This window comes from Nitrobacter winogradskyi Nb-255 (assembly GCF_000012725.1).
Classification (GTDB): Bacteria; Pseudomonadota; Alphaproteobacteria; order Rhizobiales; family Xanthobacteraceae; genus Nitrobacter; species Nitrobacter winogradskyi.
This window is the reverse complement of sequence record NC_007406.1, coordinates 1,654,738-1,674,521: the sequence shown is the minus strand read 5'-3', so window position 1 is coordinate 1,674,521 and position 19,784 is coordinate 1,654,738. Positions and strand designations below refer to the sequence as shown.

At 61.9% G+C, this 19,784-nt stretch carries 13 protein-coding genes; 11 read left to right on the top strand and 2 right to left on the bottom strand.

The window, feature by feature from the left end:
- Nucleotides 1-25: 25 nt before the first annotated feature.
- The 3 genes from NWI_RS07980 to NWI_RS07970 are packed head-to-tail and all read left to right on the top strand — an operon-like array spanning nucleotide 26 to nucleotide 2,847.
- Nucleotides 26-1,768 carry an ArnT family glycosyltransferase gene (locus NWI_RS07980; protein ID WP_041345524.1) on the top strand — a complete coding sequence of 581 codons (1,743 nt, stop codon included), beginning with the start codon at nucleotides 26-28 and terminating at the stop codon, nucleotides 1,766-1,768.
- Between the two features lie 13 nt (nucleotides 1,769-1,781).
- Nucleotides 1,782-2,531: a glycosyltransferase family 2 protein gene (locus tag NWI_RS07975; RefSeq protein WP_011314799.1), complete on the top strand. Its 750-nt coding sequence runs from the start codon at nucleotides 1,782-1,784 to the stop codon at nucleotides 2,529-2,531.
- A complete protein-coding gene (locus NWI_RS07970) occupies nucleotides 2,524-2,847 on the top strand; it encodes a lipid-A-disaccharide synthase N-terminal domain-containing protein (protein WP_011314798.1) in 324 nt (107 codons plus the stop codon). The genes NWI_RS07975 and NWI_RS07970 overlap by 8 nt, the downstream gene beginning before the upstream one ends.
- An 84-nt stretch (nucleotides 2,848-2,931) precedes the next feature.
- Here the strand turns inward: NWI_RS07970 and metC are convergent, their stop codons facing one another.
- Nucleotides 2,932-4,128, bottom strand: coding sequence for a cystathionine beta-lyase (metC, locus tag NWI_RS07965; RefSeq protein ID WP_011314797.1), 1,197 nt, complete (start codon nucleotides 4,126-4,128; stop codon nucleotides 2,932-2,934).
- Between the two features lie 463 nt (nucleotides 4,129-4,591).
- On the opposite strand from metC, the gene NWI_RS07960 reads away from it, so the two are divergent.
- From NWI_RS07960 to NWI_RS07945, 4 genes are read left to right on the top strand one after another with little or no spacing between them, the layout of a single operon-like run.
- Nucleotides 4,592-5,632, top strand: a complete 1,041-nt coding sequence (locus tag NWI_RS07960) for an amino acid ABC transporter substrate-binding protein (RefSeq protein WP_011314796.1) — start codon at nucleotides 4,592-4,594, stop codon at nucleotides 5,630-5,632.
- Between the two features lie 15 nt (nucleotides 5,633-5,647).
- Nucleotides 5,648-6,853: an amino acid ABC transporter permease gene (locus NWI_RS07955; RefSeq protein ID WP_011314795.1), complete on the top strand. Its 1,206-nt coding sequence runs from the start codon at nucleotides 5,648-5,650 to the stop codon at nucleotides 6,851-6,853.
- Entirely contained in the window at nucleotides 6,850-8,370 is a 1,521-nt protein-coding gene (locus NWI_RS07950; protein ID WP_011314794.1) for an amino acid ABC transporter permease, read from the top strand. Before NWI_RS07955 ends, NWI_RS07950 begins: the two co-directional genes overlap by 4 nt.
- Before the next feature lie 12 nt (nucleotides 8,371-8,382).
- Nucleotides 8,383-9,126, top strand: a complete 744-nt coding sequence (locus NWI_RS07945) for an amino acid ABC transporter ATP-binding protein (protein ID WP_011314793.1) — start codon at nucleotides 8,383-8,385, stop codon at nucleotides 9,124-9,126.
- 13 nt (nucleotides 9,127-9,139) lie between these two features.
- Here NWI_RS07945 and NWI_RS07940 read toward each other — a convergent pair whose 3' ends face one another.
- Nucleotides 9,140-10,180: a cysteine synthase A gene (locus tag NWI_RS07940; RefSeq protein WP_041344916.1), complete on the bottom strand. Its 1,041-nt coding sequence runs from the start codon at nucleotides 10,178-10,180 to the stop codon at nucleotides 9,140-9,142.
- Nucleotides 10,181-10,695: 515 nt separating this feature from the next.
- Between NWI_RS07940 and NWI_RS07935 the strand changes: the two genes are divergently transcribed.
- From NWI_RS07935 to NWI_RS07920, 4 genes are all read left to right on the top strand, one after another.
- Nucleotides 10,696-12,111, top strand: coding sequence for an efflux transporter outer membrane subunit (locus tag NWI_RS07935; RefSeq protein WP_081431718.1), 1,416 nt, complete (start codon nucleotides 10,696-10,698; stop codon nucleotides 12,109-12,111).
- On the top strand, nucleotides 12,101-13,474 hold the full coding sequence (locus tag NWI_RS07930; RefSeq protein ID WP_011314790.1) for an efflux RND transporter periplasmic adaptor subunit: 1,374 nt from the start codon (nucleotides 12,101-12,103) through the stop codon (nucleotides 13,472-13,474). Before NWI_RS07935 ends, NWI_RS07930 begins: the two co-directional genes overlap by 11 nt.
- A gap of 62 nt (nucleotides 13,475-13,536) precedes the next feature.
- A complete protein-coding gene (locus tag NWI_RS07925) occupies nucleotides 13,537-16,659 on the top strand; it encodes an efflux RND transporter permease subunit (RefSeq protein WP_011314789.1) in 3,123 nt (1,040 codons plus the stop codon).
- Nucleotides 16,659-19,757: an efflux RND transporter permease subunit gene (locus tag NWI_RS07920; protein ID WP_011314788.1), complete on the top strand. Its 3,099-nt coding sequence runs from the start codon at nucleotides 16,659-16,661 to the stop codon at nucleotides 19,755-19,757. The genes NWI_RS07925 and NWI_RS07920 overlap by 1 nt, the downstream gene beginning before the upstream one ends.
- Nucleotides 19,758-19,784 lie beyond the last annotated feature (27 nt).

Here is a 19,784-nt window from a genome sequence, read left to right as displayed (position 1 = left end):
TCGGGTTCAGCGTATGCGCAATCCCATGGCCGAGCCTCTTTCCAGTCCCCGATTTGGACGACCACGCGAGCCGAAGAACCCGTTGCCCATGGGACGGGGTCTGGCGATGGTGATCGACTTTGTCGTCGTCAGTCATATCAGATCGGCATTGTTTCTGACGGTTTTCGGTCTTCTGTTCTTTCTGCCTGGTTTCTTCAACATCCCGCCAATCGATCGCGACGAGGCCCGCTTCGCGCAGGCGACCAAGCAGATGGTCGAGACCGGCGACTTCGTCGACATCCGCTTTCAGGGCGAGGTGCGTTACAAGAAGCCGGTCGGTATCTACTGGCTACAGGCAGCAGCCGTCGAGACGGCTTCAGCTCTCGGCCTGCCGCGCGCGCAGATTCGCATCTGGCTCTATCGCGTGCCTTCCCTGATCGGCGCGATTGGCGCGGTGCTTCTGACTTATTGGGCGGCGCTTGCTTTCATAACACGGCGTGGCGCCATTTTGGCCGGACTGATCATGTGCGGGTCGGTCCTGCTCGGAGTGGAGGCGCGGCTCGCGAAGACGGACGCGATGCTGCTGCTGACCATTGTGGCGGCGATGGGCGCGCTTGCGCGAATCTATCTGTCGTCCCGGCGGGGCGAGAACCCCGAGCATCCGTCCTGGACGCATCCGGCGATCTTCTGGACGGCGCTCGCGGGAGGAATCCTGCTGAAAGGCCCGTTGATCCTGATGTTCGTTGGATTGACGATCGGGGCCGTCGCCATTCTCGATCGCTCCGCGTCATGGCTCTGGCGGCTGCGGTCAGTCTGGGGGCTGATGTGGGTGCTTGTCCTCGTCACGCCGTGGTTCGTGGCGATCTTCCTCCGCGCCGGCGACACGTTTTTCACGGACTCGATCGGCGGCGACATGCTGAGCAAGCTCGCGGCTCAGGAATCGCATGGAGCGCCGCCCGGCACCTACTTCCTGCTGTTCTGGATTACGTTCTGGCCCGGCGCGGCGCTCGCGGGACTGGCGGCGCCCGCGGTCTGGCGCGCGCGGCGGGAGCCGGAGGTGCGGTTTCTGCTCGCGTGGCTGATTCCGTCATGGATCGTGTTTGAACTCGTGTTGACGAAGCTGCCGCATTATGTGCTGCCACTGTATCCCGCGATCGCTATCCTGTCGGTCTGGGCGCTGGAGCGCCGCGTCCTGTCGCGATCATGGCTCACCAAGGGAACGGCATGGTGGTTCGCCATTCCCGCGATAACCCTCGTGCTTGCGATCGTCGCGACCATCACCTTGACGCGCCAGCCGGTTTTCCTAGCCTGGCCGTTCGCCGCGGTGGCCTTGATCTCCGGGCTGTTCGCCTGGTGGCTCTACGATGACGACAACGCGGAACGCTCGCTGCTGAATGCGGTTCTGGCGGCGCTGTTCCTGAGCGCTTCCGTCTACGGGATCATCGTCGCGGCGCTGACGCCATTGTTTCCGAGCCCCGAAGTCGCGCGAGCGCTGCGAAACGTCGAATGTGTCGGACCGAAGGCAGCGGCGGCGGGCTACCATGAGCCAAGCCTGGTCTTCATGACGGGGACATCGACGCTGCTGACCGACGGCTCCGGAGCCGCCGATTTCCTCCTCCATGGCAGTTGCCGGTTCGCGCTTGTTGAATCCCGTTCCGAGCGGGCCTTCGCGCAGCGCGCCGAGACGATCGGGCTGCGTTACAACGTTGCAACGCGGATCGACGGTTTTAACTTCTCGCAGGGGAAGACGATTTCAATCGCCATCTTCCGCTCCGAAGGAACGCGTTAAGATAAGAGACGACATGTCCACCAGAACGACCGCGCCCACAGTTTCCATTGTCGTGCCCGTGCGCAACGAGGCGGACAATGTCGCGCCCCTGATCGAGGAGATCGCGGCGGCGCTCGACGGCCGATGGGATTACGAGATCGTCTATGTCGACGACGGCTCCACTGACGCGACCGCTGAGCGGTTGACGGCGATCATGGCCGAGCGCGGGACCGTGCGCCAGATCCGTCACGAAAAGTCATCGGGCCAATCGGCGGCGGTTCGAACCGGGGTGCGGGCCGCACGCGGTCCGATCGTCGCGACGCTGGATGGCGACGGCCAGAACAATCCGGAGTTTCTGCCCGAGCTCATCATGGCGATCGAGAAGGGCGAGGGACGCATTGGTCTCGCCGCCGGCCAGCGCGTCGGCCGCAAGGATACCGGGTTCAAGAAGTTCCAGTCGCGAGTAGCCAATAAGGTGAGAAGCCGGGTGCTGAGCGATGGAACGCGCGACACCGGCTGCGGGCTGAAAGCCTTTCGGCGCGAGGTGTTTCTGTCCTTGCCTTATTTCGACGGCCTGCACCGGTTTCTCCCCGCGCTGGTGCGGCGGGAAGGCTATGACATCGCCTATGTCGACGTGACCGACCGGCCGCGACGTTCGGGCGTGTCGAATTACGGATTCTTCGATCGCCTGTGGATCGGAATCATCGATCTTGCCGGTGTGTGGTGGCTGATCCGGCGCAAGAAATCGACGCCAGTTGCAACCGAGGTGCTGCGTCATGACTGACATGGTCGGGATGCTGACGAACTATTTCTACGACGTGTTCGTGGCTAATTTCGACGGCTGGGTGATTCTCGGTTTTGTTGCGCAGGGTTTCTTTACCATGCGGTTCGTCGTGCAATGGATTGCATCCGAACGTGCGCGAAAGAGCGTGATTCCCGTGGCGTTCTGGTTCTTCTCGATCGGAGGCGGAGTTCTTCTTCTGGTTTACGCCCTTTACCGGCGAGACCCGGTGTTCATCGCCGGCCAGGCTCTCGGCCTTATCGTTTATTTTCGCAACCTGTATTTCATCATTCTCAACGGACGCCAATCATCGACGTGAGAGACCGACGCGAGTCAGGCGCTGGTTGTTGGGCTGAAGCAACCCGTCAAAAGCGGGAGGCGGGAGCCTTCATCGCGGGAGCCTTCATTGATGGGCGTTGAAGGCCGCAAAACCCCGTTCGAGATCGGCCTTGAGATCGTCCACGTTCTCAAGCCCGATCTGTAGCCGCAGCGTGGGGCCGCCCGGCGTCCACTTTGTCGCGGTCCGATACGATGCGCAATCGAAGGGAATGATGAGGCTCTCAAAGCCGCCCCACGAGTAACCCATGCCGAACAGCTTCAGCGTATCGAGCAGCGCGCTGACGGCCTGCTGCGGCGCGGGCTTGAGGACGATGCTAAACAATCCCGGTGCGCCGGTGAAGTCCCGTTTCCAGATCGCATGACCCGGATCGTCCGGCCATGCCGGATACAGAATTCTGGTCACCTCCGGCCGCCGCGCGAGCCACTGCGCCATGTTCATCGCGGCCTGCTGGTGATGATAAAGCCGCACCGCAAGGGTGCGTAATCCTCGCAGGGTCAGAAACACGTCGTCGGGACCGACGCATAGACCGAGTAGTCTGATGGTCTCAGTGAGCGCCGGCCAGGCGCTGGCATTGGCGGCGATGGTTCCGAACATGACGTCGGAATGACCTCCGATGTACTTGGTCGCCGCCTGGATGCTGATGTCCACGCCTTGCTCGAGCGCGCGGCGGAAGAGGGGGGTCGCCCACGTATTGTCGTCGATCACAATCGCTCCGCGCGCGTGAGCGGCGGCCGCGATCGCGGGAACATCCGGCATCTCCAGGGACTGTGAGCCTGGCGCCTCGACCATCACCACGCGGGTTTCCGGACGGAGCAGCGCGGCGATCCCCGAACCGATCAACGGATCGAAGTAAGTCGTTTCAACTCCGTAGCGCGCCAGAAACCCATCGCAGAACTGTCGCGTCGGACGATAAACGTTATCGCAGACGAGGAGATGATCGCCGGCCTTCAGCACTGACAACAGCGCCGTGGAAAGCGCGGAGACACCTGACGGAACCAGGCCGACGCCCGCGCAATGCGGGCCCTCCAACGCCATCAGCGCATCCTGCAGCGCACGGGTCGAAGGCGTGCCGTGCCGTCCGTACTGGAATTCTCCGCGGTGGGCGTAAAGGTCGCCGGCAGTCGGATAGAGCACCGTCGAGCCGCGGACGATGGGAGGATTGACGAACCCTTTCTGGGACGCGGTGTCTCGACCCGAAACGACCAGTCTGGTTTCCGCCCGAAGCGAATCCGTCGATCCGTCGCTCTTCGACAAGGTCATATCTTCTGCGTTGCTAAACGAGGCATTTTGCCGCTGACACTGTCCCGAAATTCGACGGATGTCAGTTCCAAAGCGGATCGGTAGTAACAGGAAAGAAAAGACCTTCGTCAACCCCCGTGTATCGCCTCCGTGTGTCGCGGAGCCGAATGTCAGGCTTGAAACACCGCCCCGCAACCCATATCGCTCGCTGATCCCCCTTCACAAGAAAAGGCATCGCTGGAAACGGGTGCGAATGCTGGAGTGCGCTCGTCGTTCGGTGATGGTTCAATTTATCGCCGACCGCGGGTAGAAAGCCCCCGTGAAGCTTCATCCTGTGAAGCTTCATCTGTTCTCAACCCCGGTTGATCGACAAAGTCCGTCTTTGGCCTGATTCTGGTGGGAGAAACGAATCGGTCGGGCGCACCTAGACCAAACCGCTGAACGGCGCGACCTGAGTCCATTGACGTTCTTGAAAGGCATTGCCATGAAATGCGTATTTACTGCTATTTTCGCTATCGTTGCTGGTATTTCATTACAACCGGCATCCGCGCAGGAGCAGGAATCCGCGAAGGCGAAGACCACGCTCGAAGCAGTCAAGGCGCGAGGCGCGCTGTCGTGCGGCGTCAGTCAGGGGTTGCCGGGCTTCTCCGCCCCTGACGACAAAGGAAACTGGACGGGCCTCGACGTGGACATCTGCCGCGCGATCGCGGCCGTGGTGTTCAACGATCCCACCAAGGTCAAGTTTGTTCCGCTGTCCGCGAAAGACCGGTTTATCGCCCTGCAATCCGGCGAAATCGATGTGCTGTCGCGCGACACCACATGGACGCTCTCGCGCGACACGTCGCTCGGAGCCAATTTCACCGGCGTGACATACTACGACGGACAAGGCTTCCTGATCAGGAAGTCCCTCAAGGTGAACTCGGCGCTGGAATTGAACAGCGCATCGGTCTGCGTTCAGACCGGCACCACGAACGAACAGAATCTCGCCGATTATTTCAAAAGCAACAAGATGAAGTACGAGGTCATTGCATTCAGCACCGCCGACGAGACCATAAAGGCCTACGAATCCGGCCGGTGCGATGTGTTCACTTCGGATATTTCACAGCTCTACGCCCAGCGGCTGAAGCTCATTAATCCCGCCGATCATGCGGTTCTGCCGGAGGTCATCTCGAAGGAGCCGCACGCGACGATGGTGCGTCACGGCGATGACCAGTGGTTCGATCTCGTGAAGTGGACGCTGTTTGCGATGATCAATGCCGAAGAACTCGGCATCACGAAGAAGAACGTTGACGAAATGGCCAGATCCGAGAATCCCGAACTCAAGCGCATATTCGGAACAGACGGCAATTTCGGCGAGCAGCTCGGCGTCACCAAGGATTGGGTTTCGCGAATCATCAAGGCCGTCGGCAACTATGGCGAATCGTTCGATCGCAACGTCGGCGCCGGCTCGCCGCTCGGGATCGCGCGAGGACTCAACAAGCTCTGGAATCAGGGCGGAATCATGTACGCGCCGCCGATCCGCTAGCGTCGACGCGAAGGAATGGCCACCCGGTCCCGAAAACCGCCGCTGCAATTTTCTCTCAGGCTACGACGCGCGCTTGGCGGGCGGGCGGGCTGGAGCGGACTTGCGTTGCAGGTGCTGTTCGTCGCGATCCTTGCGTGGATCGGCTATGAGATCGTGGCCAACGCCAGAGGAAACCTGGAAGCGCAGAATACCGCGTCCGGGCTTGGTTTCATGTCGAATACCGCGGGGTTCGGGGTCAGCCAGACCCTGATCCCGTATTCCCAGACCGACAGCTACACGCGTGTTTTTCTTGTCGGTCTCGTGAATACGCTGGTGGTGGCCGCGGTCGGCATTTTCTTCGCGACAGTGATCGGCTTCATGGTGGCGCTTGGCCGCTTGTCGCCGAACTGGCTGATATCCCGCATTTCCGGCGGCTATGTGGAGCTGGTTCGAAATCTGCCCTTATTGTTTCAGATTCTGTTCTGGTACCTTGCCGTGCTGCGGATGCTCCCGAGTCCAAAGCAAAGCATCTCGATCCTTGATGGCGTCTTTCTCAGCAATCGCGGTCTCGCGATCCCGAGGCCGGTCGGGCAGGAGGGGTTGATCGCGTTCGCCGTCGCGATAGCGGTTGCCATCATCGGCTGCATGGTGCTGCGGAGCCATTCCCGTCGCAGCTTGTTTCGGACCGGACGAGCGCTGGTCGTCTGGCCCTATGCTCTTGGTCTGCTGATCTTTCTGCCGGCCGTAGCGATAGCCGTTTTCGGTATTCCCTTCACGTTCGAAATGCCGGTCCTCAAGGGATTCAATTTCTCCGGCGGCGCGCGTCTGATCCCCGAATTTGTCGCACTGGCGATCGCGCTCTCGACGTATACGGCCGCCTTCATCGCGGAAGTCGTGCGCGCCGGAATTCTCTCCGTGCACAAGGGTCAGATGGAAGCAGGCGCCGCGCTCGGGCTTTCGCGGGGATCGACGCTGCGATTGATCGTGGTCCCGCAAGCCATGAGGGTCGTCCTGCCGCCGCTGACCAATCAGTATCTCAACCTCACCAAGAATTCTTCGCTGGCTGTCGCCATCGGATATCCGGAGTTGTTCTCCGTGTTCGCCGGGACGACGCTCAGCCAGACCGGACAAGCCATCGAGATCCTCGCGATCACGATGGGCGTGTATCTGCTGATCTCGCTGGTAACCAGCGGGATCATGAGCATCTACTCCCGGCGCGTTGCGCGGAGCGTAAGGGCATGACCGCTCGACCCGCACCATCGTTCGTGCGCGACGATCTCGTTCCGGAACGACGAGCCCCCGTCACGACGACAAACCTGCTCCGCTTCGTGCAGATTCGCCTGTTCAACTCGCCGGGCAACGCGCTGCTGACTTTCGTCGGCGTCGCGCTGCTATGGCTCTTCGTTGTTCCCGCCGTTCGCTTTCTCTTCATCGATGCGGCGTGGGAAGGTCAGGACCGAACCTCGTGTCTGGCCGCCGATGCGGGGCAATCGATCGGAGCGTGCTGGCCGTTCGTCCAGGCGAAGATCACGCAGTTCATTTACGGCTTTTATCCGGAGCCCGAACGGTGGCGGGTCAATCTGACGTTCCTGCTGGCGGCCGTCTTGCTGTTGCCGCTTCTCATTCCCCGATTGCCCGCCAAGCGTCTCAATGCCGGCCTGTTCTTCGTCGCTTTTCCCGTCACGGCATTTTTTCTGCTGCATGGCGGTGGCATTACCGGATTCGGTGTGAGCTGGAGCGCAGGGCTTCTGTCCAGCCTTGCGGACAGCGTCGGCGACGCCGGACGGCAACTCGCGGCGTCAGGGGAGGCGGGCGAGTTCGGTACGATCCTGCGGCCGGTGGGAGGCGCCATTGCATCGATCGGGGACGTGGTGAACGTGCTGGCGTCGCCGTTGATGTCGCTCCGGGATCGGCTTCAGGGCTCCGGTCAGCCGGTCTGGTACGATTTTGGCCTGACGGCAGCGTTCATTTCGCTGCTGCTCTTTTTCTTCAGCGGCGGATTTCGTGCAGGCTGGGGTGCCTTGCTCACGAGCCTGACCGCGTTCGCCGGCATGGGCCTGATTATCGCGGTCATGCCTCTCGATCGCGGCGGACTTCCGGTTGTCGACACTCGTCTCTGGGGCGGCCTGCTGGTCACGCTGGTGGTGTCGGTGACCGGCATCGTGTCGTCGATACCGATCGGAATCGCGCTGGCGCTGGGACGGCGCTCCACTCTCCCGCTGATTCGGGTTTTCTCGATCGCCTTCATCGAATTCTGGCGCGGCGTTCCCCTGATCACCGTGCTGTTTTTCGCGACCTATATGCTGCCGCTCTTCCTTCCCGGAAACTTTACCGTCGATGGGCTGGTCCGGGTCCTGATCGGTATTGCGCTGTTCGCGGGGGCGTATAATGCCGAGGTCATTCGCGGCGGTCTCGCGGCGGTTCCGGGCGGACAGGCGGAAGCCGCTCATGCGCTTGGACTGTCCTACTGGAAGACCACCGGGCTGATCGTGATGCCGCAGGCGGTGCGGCATGTCATCCCCGGACTGGTCAACAGCTTTATCGCGCTGTTCAAGGACACCTCGCTGGTCTCCATCGTCGCGTTGTTCGATCTGCTCGGAATCTTGCGGGCGTCGTTCGCGGATCCCACATGGGCGACGCCCACCACGCTGTTCACCGGATTCGCATTCACCGGACTCATCTACTTCGCATTCTGCTTCAGCATCTCGCGATACTCTTTATTCGTGGAGCATCGACTGAACGCGCATCGGCGAACCTGAACTCGGAAACCAATGACAGATAACAACGCCATCGTTTCCATCATCGCTCTCAACAAGTGGTTCGGCAGTTTTCACGTGCTGCGGGACATCGATCTCGACGTCGCCCGCGGCGAACGCATCGTCATTTGCGGTCCGTCGGGCTCGGGAAAGTCGACGCTGATCCGCTGCATCAACGCGCTCGAGGAGTTTCAGGAAGGCCGCATCGTCGTCGATGGAATTGAACTCGGCCCCAATTTGCGGCGCGTCGACGACGTGCGGCGCGAGGTCGGGATGGTCTTTCAGAACTTCAATCTGTTTCCGCACCTCACGGTGCTCGAAAACTGCACGCTCGCTCCCATCTGGGTCCGCAATACGCCGAAGAAGGACGCTGAGGCGGCGGCGATGAAGTTTCTGGAGCGCGTCAAGATTCCTGATCAGGCCAACAAATATCCCGGTCAGATGTCCGGAGGCCAGCAGCAGCGCGTGGCGATCGCGCGCGCGCTCACGATGAATCCAAAGGTCATGCTGTTCGACGAGCCGACGTCGGCGCTCGATCCCGAGATGGTCAAGGAGGTTCTCGACACGATGGTGGATCTGGCAGAAGAAGGCATGACCATGCTTGTGGTCACGCACGAAATGGGATTCGCCAGGGAGGTCGCCAACCGCGTCGTGTTCATGGATGAGGGACAGATCATCGAGTCCGATACCCCGGCCAGCTTCTTCGCCAATCCGCGACACCCGCGCAGCCAGCTCTTCCTCAGCCAGATTCTGCGGTGAGACCGGAACGGCCTTAAACTTCTGCGAGCGGAACCTTCACCGTGCTCCGCCTCTCGAGCCATTGCGGCACGGGAAGGTTCTTGGAGCGCATGAAGTCCGGGTTGAAAAGTTTCGACTGATAGCGGTTGCCCGAGTCGCACAGGATCGTCACGACGGTATGGCCGGGCCCCAGCTGGCGCGCGAGACGAATCGCGCCGGCGACGTTGACGCCGGTCGAGCCGCCAAGGCAAAGCCCCTCGTGTTCGAGCAGATCGTAGATCACGGGCACAGCCTCCTCGTCCGGGACGAGATAGGCTTCGTCAACCCTGGCGTCGGCAATCACGGGCGTCACGCGTCCGAGCCCGATCCCCTCGGTGATCGAGCCTCCCGCGGTCGGCTTGGCCACGCCGTTCTTGAACAGTTCATACATGGCCGCGCCGCGCGGGTCCGCGACGCCGATGACGATATCTTTATTTTTCTCCCGCAGGAAAGCGCTCACTCCGGCGAGCGTGCCGCCGGTGCCGATCGAACAGATGAAGCCATCGACCTTTCCATCCGTCTGCTCCCAGATTTCCGGACCCGTGGAAACGTAATGGGCCTTCGGATTGTCGAGGTTATTCCATTGGTCGGCGAACAGCACACCGTTGGGTTCGGATTCGCGCAATTCGTCAGCGAGACGCCTTGCGATGTGCTGATAATTGTTCGGGTTGCTGTAGGGGAGCGCCGGAACCTCGACCAGCTCGGCGCCGCATAGCCGAAGCATGTCTTTCTTTTCACGGCTTTGTGTTTCCGGAATGACGATCATCGTGCGATAGCCTCTAGCGCTGGCGACGATGGCAAGACCGATGCCGGTATTGCCGGCCGTGCCTTCAACGACGAGGCCGCCGGGCTTGAGGTCGCCGCGCTTTTCGGCTTCCAGGATCATCTGCTTACCGGCGCGATCCTTGACGGACTGACCCGGATTCATGAACTCGGCCTTGCCGAGAATGGTGCATCCTGTTGCTTCGGAGGCGCGCTTCAACTTGATAAGAGGTGTATTGCCGATCGCTTCTACGACGTCGTTATCGATTCTCATGAGATGCAAAATTCTCATCGGGCTGTTGGAGGATTGCAGGTAACCCTAGTTGAGGGGAGAGGCAGGTACAAGGGTGCGCAGAATCGCATTCATAAAGCGAAGCCGCGGGCCGGCGACTTTCCACGAACCGGCGGCGAACCCTCGTAGCGCCGCATGAAATCTTGGTAAGATTGGCGGACACGCCTCGGTCCATGTTTCAGGAAACGCAATAAAATCAGGTCTTTTCTGATAGAATCAGAACTCCGGCTCCAGTGGAGCGCGTCTAACGTTCTTGCCTCCGCAGGACTGTCCGTCGCCTGCTCGGACAGCTAGAATAGGGCGGTTTCTTAAGAGAAAGCATTACTCCCGGTGGCCGCGTCGCTCTATTTCAGAAAAGGTTGGTACTGCGGTGCCTCAGGCTCACGTCAATACCTTTCGTCGTCTCTGTCGTCCCTCAGGGGGCCGGTGTGAGCGCTCCCGCCGCCAGGGCTTTGGGCCATCCTCTGAGACGCGCGACATGGATCCGGCGTTCCGCGATGCTCCTGCCGCTATGGGCGGCGGTCGCGGCGTCGGCCGGCTGCATTCTGACACGGGATATTCCGGATCCGGCGCTGGATATTCCGATGGCGTACAAGGCCGCGAGCACGACCGCGGCTGACGCCCTGCCGGCGCTCGACTGGTGGCGCGGCTTTCGCTCGTCCGAACTCACCTCCCTGATGGAAGAGGCCCAGACCGTCAATCTCGATATCGCAGCGGCGGCCGCGAGGATCATTCAGGCCGACCGGCAGGCCCGGATCATCGGCGCGGCGCTATTGCCGAGCGTCAGCATCGGCGGGCAGGAATCCTATTTCCGCACGTCGGGTTCGAGCCAAAGCGGCCTGACCAATCGTGGCCGGGAAGTCGTGAACTACTCGGGCACGTTGAGCGGCGCCAGCTATGAGCTCGATTTCTGGGGCAAGAACCGCGATGCCACGCTGGCCGCGCTGGAGACGGCCAACGCCAGCCGCTTTGACCGCGACGTGGTCGCGCTGACGACGCTGGTCAGCGTCGCGAATGCCTATTTCCAGGTCCTCACGGCGCAGGACCGCATTCGCACCGCCGAACGCAACATCGCCAGCGCCCGGCGTATTCTGGACGCGCTCAAACAGCGGCTGAGCGCCGGCACCGGATCCGACCTCGACGTTGCGCAGCAGGAGAGCGTGCTGGCAAATCTGCGCGCGACCGTTCCGCAACTCAGGCAGACGCTGGTACAGAACATCAACGCGCTCGCGACGCTGGTGGCTCGCCCGCCGGAAAGCGTGACCGTGAAGGGCGGTTCGCTCAACCGCATCACCGCGCCAAGGGTGACGCCCGGGCTGCCGTCCGAATTGCTGACCCAGCGCCCGGACATCCGCCGTCAGGAGCTGCAGCTCGCCTCGGCGACCGCGAATGTCGGTAGCGCGCGGGCACAGTTCTTTCCAAGCATTCAGTTGACCGCGCAGGGCGGCTACCAGAGCCCGGCGCTGGTCGCGCTGTTCGCCCCCAATGCCGCATTCTTCAACCTCGCCGGCGCACTGACGCAGCCGATCTTCGATGGCCGCAGGATCCTCAGCAATTTCGAACTCACGAAGGCGAGGCAGGACGAACTGCTTCAGACTTACCGCAAGACGGTGATCTCGGCGTTCGCCGATGTCGGCAACGCGCTGACTGCCGTGCGTCAAACCACCGAGCGGCTGCGCCTCCAGCGTGAGGTCGTGGCCGCTTCGCGCAAAGCGTTCCAGCTCTCCGAACAACAGCTACAGGCCGGTACCGCCGACATCATCATCGTGCTGAACACGCAATTGACGCTTTTTCAGGCGGAAGATGTCCTGTCGCAAGCGCAGCTTGCACGGTTACAGGCGATCGTGAGTCTTTATCAGGCCCTGGGCGGCGGCTGGGAGCCGCGGATCGAGAGGGCGGGCAATGCTCTTTAGACCAGGCCTGGACGATACAGTGAAAGCAGCCGGCGACGGGCTGTCCGGCGCGAGAGCGGCGAGCGACCGTCGGCGTCCCCTGCGGATCGCCATCACGCTCCTGATCGTCGGAGGGCTAGCCTATCTCGGCTGGACCTCGTTTGCTCAGAAGAAGCGCGATGGAAGCTGGGAACGTCCCGATCGCGCGGTTCCGGTACTGGCGGCGACGCCGCGCATCCAGGACGTGCCGGTCTACCTGGACGGCGTCGGAGCCGTCCGCGCGCTAAGCACCGTGACAGTACGCTCCCAGGTCAACGGCAAGCTGATCGCCGTCAATTTCACCGAAGGCCAGGACGTCAAGAAAGGCGACGTGCTGGGCGAAATCGAGCCCGTGATCTATCAGGCCCAGTACGATCAGGCGGTCGCGAAGAAGGCGCAGGACGAAGCGCAACTCGCCAATATGCGCCTCGATCTGAAACGCTACGAGCAACTAGCCGCCTCCAACGCCGGTTCGAAGCAGCAGGCGGATACCCAGAGGGCGGTCGTCGCGCAGCAGGAGGCGCTGGTCAAGGCCGATCAGGCCGCCATCGACAACGCGCAGGCGATGCTCGGCTTCACCAGGATCGTCGCGCCGATTTCCGGTCGCGTGGGCCTGCGCCAGGTCGACCGCGGCAACATCATCAACGCCGCGGATGCGACCGGACTGGTCATCATTACGCAGCTTCAACCCATCTCCGTCCAGTTCAGCCTTCCGCAACAGCAGATCACGCGCGTGAATGCAGCCGCCGCCAAGGGTGAAATCGAAGTCGATGTATTCGGAAACGACGGCACGACAGTCGTCGACACGGGCAAGCTGATCGGCATCGATAATCAGGTCGATCCGACGACCGGCACATTGAGGCTGAGGGCCGCATTTTCGAATGAGCATTTTCAACTCTGGCCAGGCCAGTTCGTCAACGTACGCATCAAGGTTGAAACGCTGTCGCAAGCGACGGTGATCCCGACGTCGGCGGTGCAGCGAGGCCCGCTCGGAACCTTCAGCTACGTGATCGGCGACGACGACATCGTGAAAGCCAGGCCGGTGACGGTGCGGCAGCAGGACGAAAAGGACGCCGTGATCGCCAAGGGAATTGCTCCCACCGATCGCGTGGTCACAACCGGATTCGCCAATCTCTCCGATGGCGCAAAGGTGACTGTCGGCCAGAGCGATCAGGTGCCGACGGCCGATCTTGCGCCGCCGGCGCGGCAGGACAGGCGCGGCGCTCGCCGGGGCGGTGATGGCAGCGATCGTCGCGGCAGGCGGAGCGAGAGAGGACAGAATCAATCGGGCAGCGAGCCACAGGAAAGCGGGCAGTCCGGCGCGGGACCGAAGCCTCGGCCATAACTCCAGAGGTGCGGCGCTGAATATCTAATCCACGGCATCGCCGCCAGACGAGTTGATCAGACATGGGTGTTTCGGAACCGTTTATCCGTCGTCCGATCGCGACCTCCTTGCTCGGGATCGCGCTGATGATCGGGGGCGCGCTCGGCTATTGGGCGCTGCCGGTCTCCGCGCTGCCGCAGGTTGATTTCCCGACAGTGCAGGTGAGGACTCAGCTGCCGGGCGCAAGTCCCGATGTCGTCGCGTCATTGCTGACGGCGCCGCTGGAACGTCAGCTCGGACAGATCCCGTCGCTGTCGTCGATGACGTCGACAAGTTCGTACGGGCTCAGCCAGATCTCCCTGCAGTTCAACCTGGATCGGGATATTGACGGCGCCACGCAGGACGTGCAGGCGGCCATCAATGCGGCCGCGGGAATCCTGCCGAGAAATCTGCCGTACCCGCCAACCTACGCCAAGGTGAATCCTGCCGACGCGCCGGTGATGACGCTCGCTTTGACCTCGGACACGGTCTCGATGCGCGCCATGAGCGATATCGCGGATACCATTCTCACCCAGCGCCTCAGTCAGATTTCGGGCGTCGGCCGCGTTTCCGTGCTCGGAGGCTTGAAGCCGGCGGTGCGCGTCCAGGCCGATCTCACGCGGCTGGCCGCCTATGGCATTTCAATGGAGGATTTGCGGACCGCGATCGCCAGCGCCAACGTTTCCGGCCCCAAGGGATCCCTGGACGGCGCGCAGCAAGCCTATACGATCGCGGCGAACGACCAGGTCACGACGGCCGACGCATACCGACCCATCATTATCGCTTACCGTAACGGTTCTCCGGTCACGATCGGCGATGTCGCCCGGATCGTCGACGGACTGGAGAACAACCGCACTGGCGGCTGGTACAACGGAACGCCGGCGGTCATCATCGATATCCAGCGCCAGCCCGGCGCCAATGTGATTGAGGTTGTCCGGCAGATCCGGGAGGAGATTCCGAAACTCCAAAGCGCGATTCCGGCCGGTGTCGACCTGACCGTCGTCAGCGACCGGACCGTGACGATCCGCGCATCCGTCCACGACGTGCAGTTCACCCTCATTCTCAGCATCGTCCTCGTGACGCTTGTCGTGCTGCTTTTCCTGCGCTCGCTGCGGGCGACATTGATCGCGGGGGTGGCGCTGCCGCTATCGCTGATCACCAGTTTCGGCATCATGTATTTCGCAGGCTTCAGCCTCGACAACCTGTCGCTGATGGCGCTGACGATCGGCACCGGATTCGTGGTCGATGACGCCATCGTCATGATCGAAAACATCGTCCGGCACATCGAGAACGGCGAGAGCGTCATGGAAGCCGCGCTCCGGGGCGCGCGCGAGATCGCCTTCACCGTGATCTCGCTGACGGTTTCGCTGATCGCGGTGTTCATCCCGCTGTTGTTCATGTCCGGGCTGGTCGGAAGAATGTTCCGCGAGTTCGCCCTGACACTGACGATCGCGGTCGTCACCTCCGCCGTGGTGTCGCTCACGCTGACGCCTATGATGTGCTCGCGTCTGCTCAAGCGCTCGGAAGGAGGCGTTTCGATCCCCGGAGTGGCGGCGGTCAACCGCAGTATCGACCGGCTGGTCGCGTTCTATCATTTGACGCTGTTATGGGTCCTCCGGCATCAGCAGGCGACACTGGGCGTTGTCCTTGCGACGATCGTCGCGACGATGCTGCTCTATGTCGTCGCGCCAAAGGGCTTCCTGCCCTTGCAGGACACGGCGTCGGTTATCGCCGTCACCGAGGCGGGGCCCGACGTCTCCTTCGCCGAAATGCAAAGGCGTCAGGCCGAGGTAGCGGCCGTCATCAAGGCGGACCCTGACGTCACAGGCGTCGTATCCGTCATTGGCGCCGCTTCGGTGAATCCGACCACGAATGCCGGCCGTCTGGTGATGACGCTGAGTCCGCGCAACGACCGCCGTGACGACGTCGCTGCCGTCATCGCGCGCCTCAAGGCGCGCGTGGCTTCGATTCCCGGCATGACGGTTTATTTTCAGCCGGTGCAGGACATTCAGATCAGCACGCGAACCAGCCGTTCACTGTATCAATACACCCTGACGGGGACGGACGCGGCCCAGGTTTCGGAGTGGACCCGCAAGCTGGTCGAGGAACTGCGCCGCGATCCGCTTTTCCGGGACGTATCGTCGGAAGCGCAGGACGCAGGTCTTCGCGCCGCGCTGAACATCGACCGCGCTCGCGCGGGCCAGTTGGGCGTCAGCCTTCAGGCGGTCAACGACACGTTGAACGATGCCTTTGCCCAGCGGCAGATATCGACGGTTTATGGACAGTCCAATCAGTATCGCGTCGTGCTGGAGGCTCTGCCGCAGTATCAGCGCGACCCCTCGATCCTCTCCAAGCTCTTTCTGCCGGGGGTGGCCGGGGCCCAGGTGCCGCTATCCGCCGTCGCGACGCTGACCCGAACAACCGCGCCGCTGGCGATCTCTCATCAGGCGCAGTTCCCGGCATCCTCGCTCAGCTTCAACCTCGCTCCGGGAGAGGCGCTGGGCGACGCCGTGAAACGGGTCAAGACCATTGAGACCCGCATCGGCATGCCCTCCAATATCGCCGGCATGTTTTCGGGTGACGCGGCCGAGTTCTCGAAATCGCTTGCCGGTCAGCCCTGGCTGATCCTGGCCGCGCTGGTCACGATCTACATCGTGCTGGGCGTCCTGTACGAAAGCTATATTCATCCGATTACGATCCTCTCGACACTGCCTTCGGCGGGTATCGGCGCCATTCTCGCCTTGATGCTGTTCGGACAGGATCTGTCGGTGATCGGCCTGATCGGCATCATTCTTCTGATGGGCATCGTGAAGAAGAACGCGATCATGATGATCGATTTCGCGCTGGAGGCTGAACGCCGTCAGGGCATGTCTTCGACGGATGCGATCGTGCAGGCGTGTTTGCTCCGCTTCCGACCCATCATGATGACGACGCTGGCGGCGCTGTTCGGCGCGCTGCCGCTGGCGGTTGAAAGCGGCACCGGCTCGGAGTTGCGGTTTCCTCTCGGTATTTCGATCATTGGCGGTTTGCTGCTCAGTCAGCTGCTCACGCTTTACACCACGCCCGTGATCTATCTGGCGCTCGACCGGCTGAACAAGCGCATCGAGCAAGCCGTTCCGACCGGCGGTTCGGGGCCGCCGCCAGGCGCGATCGAAGGCATGAAATAATGGCTTCGATCTCCGAGCCGTTCATACGAAGGCCGGTCGGCACCACGCTGCTCGCCATCGGGCTGTTTCTCATCGGCGTCGTGGCTTATGGCGTGCTTCCGGTGGCTTCCGTTCCCAATGTCGACTTCCCGATGATCAGGGTGTCGGCGAGCCGGCCGGGCGCGTCGCCGTCGGTGATGGCCGCCACCGTCGCCGCGCCGCTGGAGCGGCGCCTCGGCGAGATCGCCGGCGTCGAACAGATCACATCCTCAAGTACGCTGGGCTCCACCAGCATCCATTTGCAGTTCGCCATCGGGCGCGACATCGATCACGCAGCGCGCGATGTGCAGGCGGCGATCAACGCGTCGCTCGCGAATCTGCCGACGGATATGCCGACCTTGCCGAAATTCCGCAAGGCCAATCCGGCGGCGTCGCCGGTCTTTATCCTGGCGCTGACATCGAAAACCATGTCGACCAGCGCCATCTATGACGTAGCCGATACGGTTCTCGTTCAGCGCGTTTCGCAGGTTCCGGGAGTGGGCGAGGTTTCGGTCAGCGGCGCTGACCAGCCGGCTGTGCGGATCGCGCTCAATCCGGTCGCGCTCTCGAACGCAGGGATCTCGACCGACGATGTCCGGACCGCGATCGTGAACGCCAATCCGCTCGGCCCTGTCGGAATCTTCAACGGCGACCGCCAGAGCGAGACGCTGTCGACCAACCGGCAGATGCGTAGCGCGGCGGAATTCAGAGACATCGTTATAAAGAGTTCGGGAGGAAATTTCGTTCGGCTCTCGGACGTGGCCGAGGTCAAGGACGCCACGCGAAACAGCCGCTCGATCGCCTGGTTCAACAAGCAGCCCGCGGTGCTGATCCAGGTCACCAAGCAGGGCGACGCCAATGTCATCGACACGGTCGACCGGGTGAGGGCGCTGCTGCCCGAACTCAAGCAATGGATCCCGGCCGGTATCGAAGTCTCCATCATCGTTGATCGTACCGGAACCATCCGCGCAAGCGTCGAGGACATGGAATGGACGCTGCTTGCGACAGCCTTGCTGGTGATGGTCGTTGTCTTTGCGTTCCTCCGGCGATTTACGCCGACGGTCGCGGCCGGCGTATCAGTCCCGTTGGCGCTGGCCGGTACATGCGCCGGGATGTGGCTCGCGGGCTTCTCCATCGATAACCTGTCCCTGATGGCGCTGGCCATCTCGGTCGGTTTCGTTGTCGACGACGCCATCGTCATGATCGAGAACATGTACCGCAATCTGGAACAGGGGTTGCCGCCGTACCGGGCGGCGCTCGAAGGAGCAAGGCAAATCGGCTTTACCGTGCTCTCGATCAGCCTGTCGCTGATTGCCGCATTCACGCCCCTGATCTTCATGGACGGTATTGTCGGCCGGTTGCTGCGGGAGTTCTCGCTGACACTCACGTTTGCCATCGTGGTATCGACGATCGTGTCGTTGACGGTCACGCCAATGATCTGCGCCCACTACATCAAACGCGCGACATCCACGGATGCGACCCGGTTCGACCGGCTGGTCGAGGGCCTGCTTTCGCGAATCGTGGCGTTCTATACGCGCACGCTGCGCGTCGTGCTCGGCTTTCCCGTCCTGATGCTGCTGGTTTTCTTCGCAACCATCGCCCTGACGGTGACGCTGTATATCAAGACGCCGAAGGGCTATTTCCCGATCGACGATAGCGGCTTCATTATCGGTGCGACGCGCGCGTCACCCGACGTTTCCTTTCAGTCCATGCTCGAGCTTCAACAGCGCGTCATGGATATCGTGATGGCTGATCCCGCCGTGGAGGGCATCGGCTCATCGATCGGCGGCGGCGGCATGCGCGCGGGCTCAAATCGGGGATTCATGTATATCAGCCTGAAGCCGCCCGCTGAACGGGGGAAGCTGACGACCCAGCAGGCGATCGATCGGCTTCGACGAAGTCTTGGTGACGTGCCGGGCATCAGGCTATTCATGTTCGCCGCCCAAGACATCGGCCGCGGAGGCCGCCAGAGCGATTCGAACTACCAGTACACGCTCATTAGCACCGACCTCGATTTGTTGCAGAAATGGGCGCCGCTTGTCGCCAAGCGCATGCAAGCGATCGAAGGCGTTACCGACGTGTCGAGCGACCGCGAGGCCGGCGGTTTGCAACTGACGCTGTCAATCGACCGGCAGAGGGCGTCCAGCCTCGGGGTCAGGGTTCAGGACATCGACAACGCGCTCAACAACGCGTTTTCGCAGCGGCAGATTTCGATCGTTTACACCCAGCGCAATCAGTATCAGGTCATTCTGGAAATCGATCCGCGGTTTCAGGAAGACCCATCTCACCTCGAACGCATCTTCGTCGCGGGAGCCAACGGCGTGCAAATTCCGTTGTCCGCCGTCGCCCGTTACGAGCGAGATCTGTCGCCGCTCGCCGTTTATCATTCACAATCGTTTCCGTCGGTGACGGTGTCGTTCAACACGTTGCCGGGCGTGGAACTTCAGGATGCTACCGCCAACATTCAACGCGCGGTCGATGAGTTGCACATGCCCGAGGGCATTCGCGGAAGCTTCGAGGGAAGCGCGGCCGACTTCCGCAAGACATCGGGGCGACAGCCGCTGCTGATTCTCGGCGCGCTCGTCGCGGTGTATATTGTGCTCGGGGTTCTCTATGAGAGTCTCGCTCATCCGCTGACGATCATTTCCACCCTGCCATCGGCGGGCCTCGGAGCGCTTCTGGCCTTGCAGATCACCGGCACGCCGCTGACGATCATTGCGTTCGTCGGAATCATTCTTCTCATCGGCATCGTCAAGAAGAACGGGATCATGATCGTCGATTTCGCGCTGGAAGCCGAACGCCAACGCGGATTATCATCCGCGGACGCCATCTTCGAGGCGTGCCGCGTGCGCTTTCGGCCGATCATCATGACGACAATGGCCGCGCTTTTCGCCGCGATACCGCTGGTGCTCGCGACCGGTCCGGGAACGGAACTACGGCGACCGCTCGGCATCACCATCATCGGCGGGCTTCTCGTTTCACAAATCCTGACCCTCTATACGACCCCGGTCATCTATCTCCTGATCGACCGGATTCGGCGGCGAGGCGAGGCCATCCCCGCCGCCGCGCCCGCCGAATAGCGGAAGCGATCGGTTGCGGGCTGGATC

Excerpts from the sequence above, each read along its gene's own strand:
- NWI_RS07955 (WP_011314795.1), top strand. The coding sequence starts at position 5,648 with ATGGCCACCCGGTCCCGAAAACCGCCGCTGCAATTTTCTCTCAGGCTA.
- NWI_RS07975 (WP_011314799.1), top strand. The coding sequence starts at position 1,782 with ATGTCCACCAGAACGACCGCGCCCACAGTTTCCATTGTCGTGCCCGTG.
- NWI_RS07950 (WP_011314794.1), top strand. The coding sequence starts at position 6,850 with ATGACCGCTCGACCCGCACCATCGTTCGTGCGCGACGATCTCGTTCCG.
- NWI_RS07960 (WP_011314796.1), top strand. The coding sequence starts at position 4,592 with ATGAAATGCGTATTTACTGCTATTTTCGCTATCGTTGCTGGTATTTCA.
- NWI_RS07920 (WP_011314788.1), top strand. The coding sequence starts at position 16,659 with ATGGCTTCGATCTCCGAGCCGTTCATACGAAGGCCGGTCGGCACCACG.
- NWI_RS07935 (WP_081431718.1), top strand. The coding sequence starts at position 10,696 with ATGCTCCTGCCGCTATGGGCGGCGGTCGCGGCGTCGGCCGGCTGCATT.
- NWI_RS07925 (WP_011314789.1), top strand. The coding sequence starts at position 13,537 with ATGGGTGTTTCGGAACCGTTTATCCGTCGTCCGATCGCGACCTCCTTG.
- NWI_RS07970 (WP_011314798.1), top strand. The coding sequence starts at position 2,524 with ATGACTGACATGGTCGGGATGCTGACGAACTATTTCTACGACGTGTTC.
- NWI_RS07980 (WP_041345524.1), top strand. The coding sequence starts at position 26 with ATGGCCGAGCCTCTTTCCAGTCCCCGATTTGGACGACCACGCGAGCCG.
- NWI_RS07930 (WP_011314790.1), top strand. The coding sequence starts at position 12,101 with ATGCTCTTTAGACCAGGCCTGGACGATACAGTGAAAGCAGCCGGCGAC.
- NWI_RS07945 (WP_011314793.1), top strand. The coding sequence starts at position 8,383 with ATGACAGATAACAACGCCATCGTTTCCATCATCGCTCTCAACAAGTGG.
- metC (WP_011314797.1), bottom strand. The coding sequence starts at position 4,128 with ATGACCTTGTCGAAGAGCGACGGATCGACGGATTCGCTTCGGGCGGAA.
- NWI_RS07940 (WP_041344916.1), bottom strand. The coding sequence starts at position 10,180 with ATGAGAATCGATAACGACGTCGTAGAAGCGATCGGCAATACACCTCTT.